A 14,484-nucleotide genomic window follows, 5' to 3' on the forward strand; every position below is an offset into this window, starting at 1 on the left:
GGGATCTCCCTGTACCTTGTGTAACCCAGTTATTAAATCAAGCGTTTAAATTAATGAAATGAATGAAAGAGAGGAGTGATTTTATTCCAAGAGCAAAGAAACTCATAATTGCAATAGCAGTGGTGCTCTTAGCAGCTACTATGGGGATTATCTATTATTCGGTTCGATTGCCTTCTACAAGCGTCATTGCCCATTCTACTAAAATAGAAAGGATCTCTTTTCTATACCTGAAAGGAACTAACATGACACCTTACCTTACGGAATTCGAAGACCAAAATGAAGAGCTTAATCAATGGATGAGCATTTTAGACTCCGTGTCGTATACGAGATCGCCCAGATCGTTTTTTAGCAAAAACATAAGAAATGATGGGGGGCCTACATTTGCATTCATTATTTTTTACCGTGATCGTGATGGAGAAATCAATGATTATTTTTTGGATATAAATCAAAAAGGTTATGTTCTAAGAGGAGGGAAGAAAATATATAAAATGGTTGATCGGGAAGCGGAGGTTTTTGATCAGCTATCCACATGGCTTTTTGAAAAAGCTGTTAGAATGCCTGTAACTTAGAAGCTGTAGGAAATGAACCACTAAAATGAACGCAGGAAATATGAATATGAAACCTCTCCGATGAAAGGAATGCTTAAGCGCCTTTCGTTTCTTCGTGAGAGGTTTCTTCTCTTTTGTCCGTTACATTCGGCAAATCTCTTTGGGGCAGTCCTCGCAGTGGCAAATATTCCGCAAATAGTCGGGATCAATGAGAACGATGCGTCCCCGTTCGGTAGAAATCACGCCAAGATCCTTAAGCTCATTCAATATCCGGTTAACGCTTTCACGGGTGGAACCAATCATCTCCGCCATTTCCAAATTCGTAATCCGCTTGCCAATGATGGCGCGCGCATCCTTGTTTGTCCCGCTCGTGCCGTACATATTGTACAGTCGCAGCAGCAGTGAGCACAGGGCGCCTGATTTACCATGCAGCAGCAGATCACGTAATTTACTCTGCGTGGTGCGCTGCATGAGTGCCATCCAGCCCATATATTCCATGGCAAAGTCCCCGTTGGTGCGGATGACTTTATCCAGTTCGGTCTGCGGCACAATTCCGACTTCACTATCCTCCAAGGCTTTGGCTTCGAATTGGTGAACGGCTCGTCCGAACGGATCGGGTTCACCGAACAGATCGCCGGGAATGTGAAGCGATAAGGTGGCAGACAGTCCGCCTTCCAGCAGCTTGGATACCTTCAAGCTTCCACGGTTTACAAAGTACAGCCGGTCCGCAGGATCGTTCTCCTGGTATAGATAATCGCCGGCAAACAAACGGACAGGCTCGGCCATTTCCCGGATCAGAGCGAGATGCGGTTGTGAATAGACGGAGGAAGTGCCCGCTGGAAACAGCCCTCCATCCCACGCATCGGACCTTGCAGTTCGATTCTGTTTCATACGATCTTCTCCTTCCATAAGGTTATTCGGCAAGTTGATAATCGCCATTGGTCAGCTTAAATGCATGGGTCAGACCTGAGGTGAGATGGATTTGATGGTCGGTGGTGACGAAAATAGCTTCGGCATCGTCGCGGCTCTCGACGAACTGCCGCCCTTCCGTTAGTCCAAGCGAGAAGACGGAAGTTGACATGGCGTCGGCGTCCATGGACGTGTCGGTCACAATGGTTACGCTGAGCAGGTCGTTATCGACCGGATAACCGGTGAAGGGGCTCAGAATATGGTGATACACTTTTCCGTCTGCTTCGAAGAAGCGCTCGTACACGCCGGAGGTTACGATCGTCTTATTGACGACCTCCAGTGTTCCCAGATGCTGCCCGCGCTTTTCCCCCGGGTCCTGGATGCCGATTTTCCACGGTGAACCGTCCGGTTTCGATCCCATGGCAAGGATGTTGCCCCCAAGGTCGATGATGGCCGAATGGAAATCCTGCTGCTGCAAATAATCCGCGATGACGTCCGCTGCATACCCTTTCGCGATGGCACCCAGATCCAGCGACATTCCTTCTTTCTTCAGCAGAATGGCATGGGATGCAGGATTTAAAAAAACATCCTTGTAGTTCATTCGCTTCATGACTGCATCCAGTTCATCCTCTTCCGGCACAGCGGGGTGTTCACCGCCAATGCCCCAGAGGTCGACAAGCGGGCCTACGGTCGGATCGAAATGTCCGCCGGAAGCCGCCGCGTAATCGATGGCGGTTTGGACAACCTTGAAGGTTTCCTCGGATACGCTCACTTCGGACTTACCCGCCGCTTGATTGACCCGATCAATCTCGCTGTCCGCCAGCTGCCGGTTCATGCGTTGGTCGATCCGATCCAGCAGTGCGCCTACCTCATCGAAATGCTGGGACGTCATCCGTTCATCGTAAACGCGGAGACTTACAATGGTATCGAATATAAAGTAACGTTCGGTTGCCGGTTCGCTGCTGGCGGCTACCTTCTGATCTGCTGTGGTTGTGCAGCCAATCGATCCCGTCATCAACAGGGTGAGCATGATCAACAGGCTGCTGTAGGAAAGAAGCTTCCTATACATGACAGTGCCTCCTCTTTTCAGTTCTGATGCTGTTCTCAATCGAGTTCCGATGATCTCAGCGTATCAGACCCTTACCTTGCTGAATGTGAGAAAAATCATTTCTGGCACTTGGTGCAGCCCTGATAATGAAGATAAGCAAAGCGAAGTGGAGAGATGCTGATGAAACGCGGAGATATTGGAATAGCGCTCGTGCTGATAGCGGTTGTCGCCTGGTTTGGAATATCCAAGTTTATGGGAGAAGACGGAGCGGCGAAGGGAACCTATGCCATGATCGAGGTGAATGGAAAGCATTATGATACGGTGGCGCTTACGGAAGAGCCCCGAGATATAGAAATCCGGACAGAGCGGGGATATAACCTCTTGAGGGTCTCCCGCGAGGGTATCGAGATGGTGGAGTCGGATTGTCCGGATCAGCTCTGCGTTGGGTTCGGTCACGTTCACGATGATCATGATACCATCGTATGTTTGCCCAATCGGGTGTTTGTAGAAGTGACCGGAGATCAAGTTGAAGGAAGTGAGCCGGATGCCGTTGTCTCCTGATCCCTATGCACTCCGCAAGCTGGTCGTGATCGCCATCTGCGCCTCCTTATCGGTGGTGCTTGGCATTGTGGAAGCCTTGATTCCATTCGCGGTCACGATACCCGGTGCCAAGCTGGGACTTGGCAATATTTTGGTGCTGACCTGTCTAGTCTGCCTAGGGGGCAGGGATGCCCTGTGGCTTATTGTTTTAAAGACATTGCTGACTGCCTTTATACTCGGAAGCTTCTCGACCTTCCTGTTCAGTATGTTCGGCGCGCTGGCAAGTTATTTGGTGATGTATGTCATGCTTAGGCTCGGGGGCCGTAATTTCAGCTTAACCGGCGTGAGCATTGCAGGCGGCATCGCTCATAATATTGGCCAATTAACGGCAGCCTCGCTGGTATTGGGAACAACCAAAATTTATTATTACCTGCCATTTCTGCTCGGGGCGGGTGTCGTGACGGGCATCTTTGTAGGATGGGCTGCAAAACATCTGATCGAATCCCTGCGACGTATCGATCCGTTTGGCATGTTTCACACGGAAACCTAAGGAGGAGGCGTTAGGCATGGGCACAATGGATAAGTCAGAGCATGCAGTAAAGCTCAAGCACGTATATTACGGACAGGGCTGCACGAACGTGCTCAAGGACGTCTCGCTGACGATTCCCCATGGGCAGTGGGTATGCATCGCCGGAAGGAACGGGGCAGGCAAGTCTACGCTGATGCGGCTGTTGAACGGTCTGCTCCTCATGAGCCGGGGGCGCATTCTTATCGATGGGCTGGAACTGAACGGCCGTACGCTGGGGGAGATTCGCCGTCATATCGGCATGGTGTTTGCCAACCCTGACGATCAGTTTGTCGGCCTCACCGTAGAGGATGATATCGCGTTTGGCCTGGAAAATCTGTGCCTGAGCCGGGAAGAGATGCTGCAGCGGATTCGGACCTATGCGGAGCGGCTGGATATGGTCCATCTGCTCCATCGCCATCCGGCTACTTTATCCGGCGGTCAGAAGCAGCGCGCTGCCATTGCCGCCGTACTGGCGATGGAGCCTTCTATCATTGTCTTGGACGAGGCAGCTTCCATGCTGGATGAGAAGGCTAAGAATGAGCTGCTGGGTTTCATGCGAACTATGCATAACGAAGGCCGATACACGATCATCTCCATCACCCATGACGTAGAGGAGATGGCCGAAGCCGACCGGATGATCGTGCTGGATGGCGGCATGGTGACGGCGGACGGAAGCCCAAGGGAGCTGCTGCTGCAGGAAGAGCTGCTCCAGCGTTGCAGGCTAAAGGTTCCGTTTGCCCTCCAGCTATGCAGGGAACTGAAAGCGCGGGGGATTGATATCGGCGAGCTGGTTAGGGAGAAGGAGGTGCTGGAGGCGTTATGGTCATATCATTCGAAGAGGTCTCTTACCGCTACCGGGACCGGGGGATGAGCCCTATTCTTGGACTCGACGGTCTTCATCTGGAGCTGGAGGAAGGTAGAATGATTGCTGTTCTCGGTGCGCCGGGTTCGGGGAAATCTACGCTTCTCCAGCATCTGAACGGATTGATACGGGCTGATGAGGGCTTGATTCGCATATTGGATTTCCGTCTTGAATCGGGTGACGGCAAGAAAGTCCCTGCCGGTCTGCGGCAACGCGTCGGTCTGGTGTTCCAATACCCGGAGCAGCAGCTGTTCGAAGAGACGGTGGAGAGAGATTTGCTGTTCGGGCCGCTTAATTTCGGGCGGAGTCCAGCCGAAGCTGCCGAGGCGGTCCGCAGAGCGGCTTCCTTCGTCGGATTGGACGAGGAGCTGCTGACACAGAGTCCCTTTAAGTTAAGCTCGGGCCAGATGCGAAAAGCGGCGGTCGCAGCCGTATTGGCGGCGGACCCCGACATTTTGGCCTTGGATGAGCCTACGGCTTCCCTCGATCCTGCGAGTCGCGAGGATTTGATGGAGCGGCTGCATGGATTAACGAGGACCCAAGGCAAGACGGTACTCATCGTCACCCACCGGTTGGAGGAAATTGTGGCCTATGCGGACGAGTTCGTTGTAATTAAAGATGGCCAAGTCGTATTTCAAGGAACGGCCAAGGAACTGGTACACCGACAGGAGGTGCTGGAACAGGCGGGACTGATGGCCCCGTCGTCCGTGCGGATGGCGGGCAAGCTGGCAGCACAGCTTGGAGTACAGCCTCCGGAGATGCCGCCGGATGCGGCGGCGTTGGCGGATTGGTACGCGGGGCAGCTTGAAATGTAGGGCAGGGCGAAGCAGAGGCGAGAGGAGGAAGCATGGATGAAACGAAAAATCATCCTGGGCCGATATATGGAAGGTGATTCATGGATTCACCGTCTGGATCCGCGTGCCAAGACGGCGGTCATGCCGCTTTTTATGGTGGCCGTGTTCCTGGTAGACGGATATATGGGGGTCCTTGCGCTGCTGCTGTTCACTGCGGCGGTGATCCGGGCTACGGGTATCCCGTACCGTTATTTCATCCGAGCCATGAAGCCGCTGATGTTCCTGCTGTTGTTCATCCTGGTATTTCACCTTCTTTATGATGCGGGAGGCGGGAAACTGCTGGATGTGGGCGCGTTCAAGGTGTATGCCGGCGGATTGGAAAAAGGCATCGTGTCCGCCTCACGGATGGGACTCTTCATCATGTTGGCGGCGGTGCTGACCTTCACGACCCAGCCGGAGCAGCTGGCCCAGGGGCTCGGCAGCCTCCTGCGGCCCCTGACCTACATCGGTGTGCCGACCGATCGGCTGGTGCTGATGCTCGGGATTGCCCTCCGGTTCATTCCGACCATCTTCGAGGAAGCCGAGCGGCTGTGGAAGGCTCAGCAGTCCAGGGGACTGGACCTGTCGTCGCGGTCGCTCAAGGAAAAGGCACGGCTGATCATTGCCCTGCTGGTGCCCGTAACGACAGGCGCATTCCGGCGAGCCATCGGACTTGCCGATTCCATGGAAGCCAGAGGCTACCGGCTGGGTGCGCCGCGAAGCAGGTTCAGGGCCTTTGTGTGGAAGCGGGCGGACACGCTGTTTGTCGCATTGTTCCTGCTGCCTGTGGCCGCGGCCGCGCTGCTGTAATTGGGGCTTGATGAAAATGAAAACCGCAGTCCTTAAGGACTGCGGTTATTTTACTCGAAATTGAAAAAACACCGTTCCATATAGGAACAGTGTTATCTGTCATACATATTAATTCGACGGCATCGGCGTATTCGTCGGCTCGATCCCCTGGTAGGCCTGGTCCACGGATTGACGGATTTCCTTCATGTTAAGACCTTGCTGTCTGCCGCTCAGGTACATGTTCGTGACGTCCAGGCAGGTTTGACAGAACTTCGCGTGCGTGGTTGGCGTGAGCCGGCCATCGTCCTCTTGAGCATAGTAGCAATTGAGGTTGCTGCTGTGGCCTGCATCACCGCATCCGCAGAAGCAGGGCATAAAGGCCAAATGGCTGGCGTGGAGGATGGCTGCATTATATTCCTTCACACTGGACATATGCGGAAGAGGCGCATCGGAATTCAGCAGGTAGTCGCTTTTTCCGTCGGATCGGCCTGCAAGGTTTTCCGCATACAGGATGTCGCTGCGATATGCACCGCTTACCACTTGAACTCCATTCACGCCTTCGAAGGTTTGCAGTGTAAGCGCGATGGCTTGTTCCGCCCGGTTTCCCTCCTCTGAATCGGTAAAAGCACGAAACGAGGGGGACAACTCAACCACGGTCACGCCATGCTCGGTCCGGATTTCAACGAAGGTTACGCCGTCAGGGATGGCGCTTTCAAGTTCAGGCGGTAATAGATCTCCAAGCTGGGTCAGCATGGACATGGCACTAACCTTGGGATAGCGGACGGATGTATCTGTCTGCACGTACTGGGATACTGGCGTGAATAAACCGGAATGCGGGTCATAGGCATGGAGGGTTACGCTGGGCATCGTGCTGGGGATAGCGGAAAGAATCGTCCCCTTGGGCGGACGTGCACCGTTCGCAGCGAGATCTTCCAGTTCGCGCAGGATCTTGTCGCTTGATATATCTTCGGTCAGTCTCCCGAGTTCTTCATCCTGAGCGTTCAGGAACAGGATGGTCGGGTGCTCTGTAATGCCGTACCGGTTAACGGCTTCCGTATCCTCCGAAATGCTGAAATACTGGTAACGGTAGGCTGGCGAGGCAGTTTCCATCTGTTCCATCACACCCAGCGCTTTGGAACAGCCGCCGCAGCCCTTGAGCGCAAAGATGGCGATAGAGCTCACTTGCGTGTCACCGGTACCCTGCTTTCCGAGAGGGGATGTCTTGAACAGCATGAAGCCCCCTGCAGCAAGCAGGATCAGGAAGAACGTCAGCGCCATTTTCCACCGCCAGATTCGTGTGCGGTTCATGTTCTATAACATCCTTTCATATCGAACAGGGATGCATCCATGATGGATGTATCCCTGTTCATTTGGAGTATATGGATTCATGTCTTTAGGGCAGAAAATAATGGAGCAGGGCCTGCAAGTCATGCTGGGCGGGATGATCGGCAAAGTCGCCGATCATCCGCTGAGCCTGTTCCGCATAAGACCGTGCAAGCTCTTCGCTTTGCATAATGGCCCCGCTTGCGGCGATGTGGAGGATGACCTCATCCATGTCAGCCGCCGCAGAATGGGGACCGAGCTGCCTGATTCCAGGTGCAAGAGCTGGATCGTTGAGGGCGTAAAGCACCGGCAGCGTAATGTTGCCGTTTCGCAGGTCTGCGCCAGCCGGCTTGCCGATGGCCTCCTTGGGCTTCGTGAAATCGAGCAGGTCATCCCGGATTTGAAATGCCATGCCGAGCGACTCCCCGAATTGAAAGAGCCGTTCAGCGGTTCGTGCGTCTGCTTTGGCTGCTTCCGCGCCCGCTTTCAGGCAGTGGGCCATCAGCAGGGCGGTTTTGCAGCGCGTTTTCTCCAAATACTGCTCCAGTGTTTGATCATAATTAAAGCGGTGGTGCAGCTGATCGTATTCTCCCATGCAGAGTTCGGTGACCAGAGCCGCAAGCTCGGCTAACCGGTAGGCATCCTTTTCGGAGACATCTTCGCTGCTCCTGCCTGACTCGTCATTGGGATTACCCGCGGCCCATTCGATGGCGCGGGCAATCATGTAGTTGCCAATGTGCACGGCCGTCTGGACATCCGTTGTTTCATGCAGGGTTGGCATGCCTCGCCGCATATCGGATTGATCGATGATGTCATCGTGTACCAGCGAGGCCATGTGTAAATATTCAAGCAGAACGGCCGTTTTCATGACGGCCGGCTCATGCCCGCTTTCCCCGAAACGGCTGCCGAGCACGACCATGAGCGGGCGCAGCCGCTTGCCGCCGGCGTTAATGAGATCCATGACGCTGCTCAGCACAACGGAGGGAGGAGTGAGGTCACGGTCTGAGGTGACCACCTCCCGGAGCAAGCGATCAAAGGAAGCGAGATCCACTCCAATTTGGTTATGAAGGTTCATCTGTATCAGCGCTCCTTTCCCCAGATAACTCCTTACGCGCTCCGTTGCTCCAGATAGCTGCGGATTTCACGTTTCAGCTCTTTAAGCAGGATTTCGGGTGAAACGTTCTTCATTAGTTTCAGTTGCATGCGCTTATGGAGGGGGAGAAGCCGGGACAGCAGCTTCCATTCCTTCCGTTTGACGGCAATCCGGTACATGAGCCCGGTCAAATAATCGCCGTCCAGCAGCATGCGCGTCAATCTCTCGTTGTCCTGTGCCTGCAGCTTGCCGTGCTTGCTTAGTGCGGAATGAATCAGGATGCTGCATGCCAGCACCGTCATTTTACGAGAATAGGCCAGTTCATAAGCGTTGATCATATCGGCAATGTCTCTCACCGGCCTGTTATCCATCTCCATCCAATCGATATCCGTTCCGGAATCGATATGCGACCGAAGCAGGTCGATCGTATCCTGTAATAGCTTCATATCCATCGTTATTGACTCCTTCCGGAAGGCTCGTGTTGAATCCCGCAGAACGGCCTATGAACCGAATCGGCAAGCATGATAAGATAAGCCGATTCTCGCGAATGGTGGAAGATTAGTCCGTATACACGTACCATCGCCTTACGATCGGTATTCGTTTCCATACCTTCTTCAGCCAAGGATATACATAGTAGTCCAGTCCGAACGTGCTGCCCGATCCACCGATTAGGGCGATCCCAGCTGCCAGATACCACAGCATTTCGTTAGGTGCCATACCCGATACCCAAACCATCGCGCCCATAGCAACGCTGGCTACGGCTGCAGGTGCCGTGAACAATCCGACGATCAGCAGGATGCCGACGATCAGCTCAGCCAGGACCATCGAGGTCTGAAACACATAGGCGAGCGAAGTATAGCCGCCGTCGCCGGTGTAGAACATCAGGTCCATCGACCAATCGACAATGGATTTCATGAAACCCGGAACCGGCAGGGCGGATACCGCTTCTGCGGTATAAGCGGAGGCGGCGGAGACCGCGTCAGCCGCTCCAGCTCCGGCTGCTCCGGCAGCATCGGCGCCGGCAGCAGACGCTGCGCTTACGCCATCGGCTGCTTTGGCAGGAATAAGGAACACCTTATTCGGATCCTCGATAATCTTATGGATCTTATCCCATCCCTGAGAGAGCCACATCCATCCGGCAAAAATCCGCAGCGGAACGAGCCAGAAATTCGGAGACCGTTTGGCAAAATGTCCGCCCACGAAGCTGCGATTGTTCCGAACATGGAAGAATTCATGCAGCAAGTAGTGATATACCTTGTTGAAGCCGCAAACCTGGAACAGATAGAGCATATTGATCATATGTTTGACCAGCATAGCCATAAAGCCGCTGAGCCTGAACATGTGGCCAGGCACACCCACATTAGCTACCCCGTAGCGGCTGCCGATACAGACCATCGTTCCGTGGAACGTCGGTTTGTAGGATTTCATCGGTTTGCTCAATAGTTCAGCCACGATGTTATGCGCGATGACCGGGGCTGCGAGTTCCGCATTTTCCACCATTTGAGGTACGGGTGCAGCCGCTCCCTCAGGAATGTAGAAAATATTGTCCCCGACGACATAAACGTTCGGATGGGCAGGAACTTGAAGCTTGTCGTTGGTCAAAATACGCTTGCGGCCTTTTTGCTCGACATCCATATTGCCGACCACGTCGGAACCCTCAACCCCTGCGGTCCAGATAACCGTACGGGATTTAATGTCGCTTCCGCCGACGGTAACGCCGTCCGATTTCACTTCCGTAATCTTGGAGCCTGTGATGATATTGACGTCCATTTTGCGCAGCCGTTTCTCGGCTTTGCGGATTAACGGTTCGGGCAGGATCGGCAGGATCTTGTCGACCATGTCGGCGACATGCAGTGTAACCTCGCTTGGATCGACGTAGAACTCTTTGCATAATTGTTGAGTGAATTCGGCCAGCTCGCCGATCATTTCGACCCCGGTGAATCCACCGCCGACCACGACAAAGGTCAGCATTTCTTTGCGGACCTGCGGGTCGCGCTCCAGCACGGCTTTTCGGAACATGTTCAGGGTGTGTTCCTTCAGGCGGACCGCATCATCATACGACCATAAGGTAAAGGCGTGTTGATCTGCGCCCGGTATGCCGAAGAAGGTTGGCTTGCTGCCTGTTCCGATGACCAGATAATCATAGTTATAGGTTTGTTTCTCTCCACGGAGTGTTTGACCGTCAAAGTCAATGCCGCCGATTTCATCCAGCACCACGTCTACATTGCGGAATCCGGAGAACACTTTTTTTAGGTCGATTTTGATGGAATCCTCCTCGACCCGGTTCGCGGCCACTTCATGCAGCTCGGTCAGCAGCGTATGATACGGCTTGCGGTCGATGAGTGTTATCCGCAAATCCTTCTGTTTGCGCAGTCGTTTAGCCAGCTTCTTGGCGGTAAGTATACCGCCATATCCGCCGCCCAGCACGATAATCTGTTTCATGCGAATCTCCCCTCAAGGAATAGTTGTCTTCTATCTATCGCTCTTGTGGCTTATTTGGCGCCTTCGAGTGCTTTTGTTGCCAGCTCTACCAATCCGTTGACGTGGATGGACACACCGGAGATTGCATCGGTTTTGCCGTCTTCCGCCGTTACGATAGCTTGCGGATCTTGCTTTTCAATCAAATACTGCTCGGCTTGGTAAGCCTGTTCATGCCATTCGGATTGAGCTCCGCCGTTCTTCATGCCGTATTCACCGGATTTGGAACGGGTGACTTTGTCGGTGCCGCCGTCTTTATGAACGCCGTTCCAGCTGACCGCGGCGATCTTGCCGTTAATAACGGTAACGTCGACGGTTTCCTTCCAACCGGACTTGGCATCGAAGTCAGCTGCCTCTGCGTGATAACTGCCGTCTTTGTATGGTCCTGCTTCAACAGGTCCCGCCGCCAGCGCTTTTGCTGCCAGTTCCGTAAAACCGTTGACATGGATTGATACCCCGGACACGGCATCCGTGCGGCCTTCATCGTTCAAGGTCAAGCCTTCAATCGACTGCTGAGCCACCAGGTATTCCTCCATTTTGGCTGCCTGCTCATGCCATTCCGCTTGAGCGCCGCCTTTTTCCTTCATGCCGTAGAAGCCTTTTTCGGAAAACATCTTCTTGTCCAAGCCGCCGTCCTTATGAAGTCCGTTCCAGTTGGCGCTGACGATCTTGCCGCCTTCGACTTTAATCGCTACAAGTTCCTTCCAGCCGGAGTCTTCGGCAAAATCGCCTTCGGCATAATATAAGCCGTCCTGCAGGGTTCCTTCTTGTGAAGGCTGTTCTGTATTACTTGCGTTATCCGTGTTTTGGCTCTCTGCCGGTTTGTCCGTGGTGACAGGCTCTTTGTCTCCGTTGCCTCCGCAGCCTACGAGCAGCGCAAACATCAACATGACGGAGAGGGATAGAGAGAGTGTCCTTTTCATTCTGGTTTCCTCCTATGATTTTGTGAATTACTTCACAAATATTGTTCTTGAGTTCATTTTATTCTTAAAAAGAATAGTTATCGGTGAAAAAAATCACAAAGAGTCTCGGTGCTTCATGTTCGGCATGATCCTGTTGATTGTGTATGCAGGTTCATAGGTTAGATAATGCCTCGAATGTCATCCAGCGAATGGATGCCTTCGCTTTCCATCAATTCAATCAATTCATCGGCCAGGGTATCGCCGGCCCGCAGGTTGATGAAGTTGTAGGTTCCGATCTGTACGGCAGCGGCGCCAGCCATAATGAATTCGAGGATGTCTTCGGCGCTGCTGATGCCGCCGATTCCAACGACCGGGATGGATACCGACCGTGCCACCTGATGGACCATGCGGAGCGCGATCGGCTTAATTGCCGGACCGGACAGCCCCGCGTAGGCTCTGTCAAAAACGCTTCGCCGTTCTCGAATATCAATCGCCATCGCTTGGATCGTATTGATGAGCGAAAGACCATCAGCGCCTTCGGCTTCACACATGCGTGCCATTTCCTTCAAATCCCTTGCACCGGGAGAGAGCTTGACGAGCAGAGGCAGCGTGGTCGCTTTCCGGACTGCGCGAACCACCTCTTGAGCCTGCTCATTCTCAACGCCGAAGGCCAGCCCGCCTTCCTTGATGTTGGGGCAGGAGATGTTGAGCTCAATCATGTCGACGGCTCGTTTGCCGGATGACCGTAACTTGAGACTGGCTTCGGTAAGCAGCTCGGCGCCCTCCGTATATTCCCGTATGGTGCCGCCGCCAAGATTGACGATGACCGCCGTCCCGTGCGAGGTCATCTCGGATAATTCATGTTCCAGAAAAGCGGGGATGCCCGGATTCTCAAGGCCAATGCTGTTCATGATGCCGGATGGCGTTTCATAAAGCCTTGTCCCTGAATTTCCAATTCGTGGAGTCAGGGTCAGTCCCTTGGAGATAATGCCTCCAAGCTTGCGAAGCGGATACAGATCCGCATACGGTTTGCCGAATCCAAACGTGCCCGATGCCGCCAAAATCGGGTTCGCCAGCGGTACGCCCGCCAGTTCACAATCGATGGAGATCATTCCAGTTCACCTCCTTCGCCGGAAATACGGGGCCATCGGTGCATACCTTGCGGCTAGAGCCAGCGGAGGTTAACGTGCAGCTGTTGCATGCCCCGATGCCGCAGCCCATTCGCTTCTCGATGGAGACGTGGAGCTTGGCGCTGGTACCTTCCGCTTTTTGGGCCAGACTGTGCATCATGGCAACCGGTCCGCATGCGAATATCGTATCATAGCGGCTCGGGTCCACTGCGTCGACAATGGTGCCGCCGGATTTGACGGTGACATTGCGGCCTAACTCGTGGAATCCGGTGACTCCGAAAGGGACGCTGGTGTATCCCAGATATACGCTGGCCTCGGGTATTTCCTTAGCCGCCAGCAGCAGCGGGGCTACTCCAATACCGCCTCCTACCAGTGCCGTCCGGCCTTGGGGCTCGGGGAATCCTTGCCCGAAAGGTCCTTCCAGCTGAATCCTGTCACCCGCTTGAAGCGCCGATAGCAGCCATGTGCCTGTTCCATGCACGCGATATAAGAAGGAAACGGAGTCCTCCGTCTGGTTATGAACGCTGATCGGTCGTGACAGCACGGGATAGGTATCCCAGCAGCGAAGCATGAAGAACTGTCCCATTCGTGCCGAATAGCTGCCTTGAACGGTAAGTCGATATATGCGATGGGCCAATCTGACATTTTGAATAACAAGGGCCACGTTCTCATTCTCCTCCCTTGGCGTACTTTTTCCGCCCGCTATGTTCCTTGCTACAGTATCACAGACGGATAACGCTACCTGTGACATTTCTCATATTCGGGCGTTATCCGGGATTGATACCTTTTGTATACATACACGAGACTGAAAAGGGTGGGGGATCATACATGAGAACACTGGTGATCGTTGCACATCCGGGTCTGCATGAGGGATCACGGATCAATCGCGAACTAACCGAAACGGTGAGACATAATCATGAGGTGACGATTCATGACCTCTATCAGCGGTATCCGGATGGAGGCATCGATATCGAGGCCGAACAGCAATTGCTGCTCCAGCATGACCGCATCGTGTTTCAATTCCCTTTCTGGTGGTACAGCTCACCGCCCCTGCTGAAGCATTGGTTCGACGAAGTGCTGACCTTCGGATGGGCGTATGGGCCGGGCGGTGACAAGCTCCAGGGAAAAGAGTGGGGCGTAGCCGTTACAACCGGCGGAGCCGCGGAAGCCTATGGCAGTGCAGGATACAACCGCTACACGGTGGAAGAGCTGACACGGCCCTATGAAGTGACGGCGAGCCTGGTAGGCGCGATCTACTTGCCGGTATTTACCGTTCATAATGCCATGCAGTTGACGGATGAAGAGCTGCAGCGTCATGCGGAGGATTTTGCGTTGCACGTTACAGGAGCGGTGAGATCCAGGTAAGGGTTACTATTGAAAGCGTGCAGCTGCAGTGATGGTTCGATTTATGGTTGACGGGTGGGCAAAAGGACAGGTTGTAAGCTCCTAACTCCAAATGGT

16 protein-coding genes are annotated in these 14,484 nt (G+C 53.7%); 7 read left to right on the top strand and 9 right to left on the bottom strand.

Translation table 11 applies throughout. The features are described from left to right. Nucleotides 1-62: 62 nt before the first annotated feature. Nucleotides 63-569, top strand: coding sequence for a hypothetical protein (locus OHJ21_RS22235; protein WP_486021166.1), 507 nt, complete (start codon nt 63-65; stop codon nt 567-569). Nucleotides 570-689: 120 nt separating this feature from the next. On the opposite strand, the gene OHJ21_RS22240 is transcribed toward OHJ21_RS22235, so the two are convergent. Continuing rightward, the gene (locus OHJ21_RS22240) at nt 690-1,439 is read right to left on the bottom strand and encodes a Crp/Fnr family transcriptional regulator (protein ID WP_486021167.1); all 750 of its coding nucleotides are present in this window, start codon (nt 1,437-1,439) and stop codon (nt 690-692) included. A gap of 22 nt (nt 1,440-1,461) precedes the next feature. Then, nucleotides 1,462-2,526 carry an FAD:protein FMN transferase gene (locus OHJ21_RS22245; protein ID WP_486021169.1) on the bottom strand — a complete coding sequence of 355 codons (1,065 nt, stop codon included), beginning with the start codon at nt 2,524-2,526 and terminating at the stop codon, nt 1,462-1,464. Between the two features lie 153 nt (nt 2,527-2,679). Between OHJ21_RS22245 and OHJ21_RS22250 the strand changes: the two genes are divergently transcribed. The 5 genes from OHJ21_RS22250 to OHJ21_RS22270 are packed head-to-tail and all read left to right on the top strand — an operon-like array spanning nt 2,680 to nt 6,118. Continuing rightward, complete coding sequence (locus tag OHJ21_RS22250) at nt 2,680-3,066, top strand: NusG domain II-containing protein (protein WP_486021170.1); 387 nt, start codon at nt 2,680-2,682, stop codon at nt 3,064-3,066. Next, the gene (locus OHJ21_RS22255) at nt 3,050-3,595 is read left to right on the top strand and encodes a Gx transporter family protein (protein WP_486021171.1); all 546 of its coding nucleotides are present in this window, start codon (nt 3,050-3,052) and stop codon (nt 3,593-3,595) included. Before OHJ21_RS22250 ends, OHJ21_RS22255 begins: the two co-directional genes overlap by 17 nt. Nucleotides 3,596-3,611: 16 nt before the next feature. Beyond that, nucleotides 3,612-4,484, top strand: coding sequence for an energy-coupling factor transporter ATPase (locus OHJ21_RS22260; RefSeq protein ID WP_486021172.1), 873 nt, complete (start codon nt 3,612-3,614; stop codon nt 4,482-4,484). Beyond that, nucleotides 4,433-5,290: an ATP-binding cassette domain-containing protein gene (locus OHJ21_RS22265; protein WP_486021173.1), complete on the top strand. Its 858-nt coding sequence runs from the start codon at nt 4,433-4,435 to the stop codon at nt 5,288-5,290. The genes OHJ21_RS22260 and OHJ21_RS22265 overlap by 52 nt, the downstream gene beginning before the upstream one ends. 36 nt (nt 5,291-5,326) lie before the next feature. After that, entirely contained in the window at nt 5,327-6,118 is a 792-nt protein-coding gene (locus OHJ21_RS22270) for an energy-coupling factor transporter transmembrane component T family protein (protein WP_326111590.1), read from the top strand. A gap of 108 nt (nt 6,119-6,226) precedes the next feature. On the opposite strand, the gene OHJ21_RS22275 is transcribed toward OHJ21_RS22270, so the two are convergent. From OHJ21_RS22275 to OHJ21_RS22305, 7 genes are all read right to left on the bottom strand, one after another. Then, complete coding sequence (locus OHJ21_RS22275; RefSeq protein ID WP_486021174.1) at nt 6,227-7,405, bottom strand: PCYCGC motif-containing (lipo)protein; 1,179 nt, start codon at nt 7,403-7,405, stop codon at nt 6,227-6,229. 85 nt (nt 7,406-7,490) lie between these two features. Then, entirely contained in the window at nt 7,491-8,495 is a 1,005-nt protein-coding gene (locus tag OHJ21_RS22280) for a polyprenyl synthetase family protein (protein WP_486021175.1), read from the bottom strand. Between the two features lie 32 nt (nt 8,496-8,527). Beyond that, the gene (locus OHJ21_RS22285) at nt 8,528-8,965 is read right to left on the bottom strand and encodes a hypothetical protein (protein WP_326111585.1); all 438 of its coding nucleotides are present in this window, start codon (nt 8,963-8,965) and stop codon (nt 8,528-8,530) included. Between the two features lie 106 nt (nt 8,966-9,071). Beyond that, on the bottom strand, nt 9,072-10,955 hold the full coding sequence (locus OHJ21_RS22290) for an FAD-dependent oxidoreductase (RefSeq protein ID WP_486021176.1): 1,884 nt from the start codon (nt 10,953-10,955) through the stop codon (nt 9,072-9,074). 50 nt (nt 10,956-11,005) lie between these two features. After that, nucleotides 11,006-11,914 (bottom strand): FMN-binding protein, encoded by a 909-nt coding sequence (locus tag OHJ21_RS22295; RefSeq protein WP_100539814.1) that lies wholly within the window; start codon nt 11,912-11,914, stop codon nt 11,006-11,008. Nucleotides 11,915-12,072: 158 nt separating this feature from the next. Further along, complete coding sequence (locus OHJ21_RS22300) at nt 12,073-13,005, bottom strand: dihydroorotate dehydrogenase (protein WP_394057831.1); 933 nt, start codon at nt 13,003-13,005, stop codon at nt 12,073-12,075. Further along, nucleotides 12,986-13,687 carry a dihydroorotate dehydrogenase electron transfer subunit gene (locus tag OHJ21_RS22305; RefSeq protein WP_486021177.1) on the bottom strand — a complete coding sequence of 234 codons (702 nt, stop codon included), beginning with the start codon at nt 13,685-13,687 and terminating at the stop codon, nt 12,986-12,988. The genes OHJ21_RS22300 and OHJ21_RS22305 overlap by 20 nt, the downstream gene beginning before the upstream one ends. 164 nt (nt 13,688-13,851) lie before the next feature. On the opposite strand from OHJ21_RS22305, the gene OHJ21_RS22310 reads away from it, so the two are divergent. Then, nucleotides 13,852-14,388 carry an NAD(P)H-dependent oxidoreductase gene (locus OHJ21_RS22310; protein ID WP_394057833.1) on the top strand — a complete coding sequence of 179 codons (537 nt, stop codon included), beginning with the start codon at nt 13,852-13,854 and terminating at the stop codon, nt 14,386-14,388. Nucleotides 14,389-14,484 lie beyond the last annotated feature (96 nt).

This window comes from Virgibacillus sp. LDC1 (genome assembly GCF_025792345.1).
GTDB classification, from domain to species: domain Bacteria; phylum Bacillota; class Bacilli; order Paenibacillales; family Paenibacillaceae; genus Paenibacillus_AQ; species Paenibacillus_AQ lautus.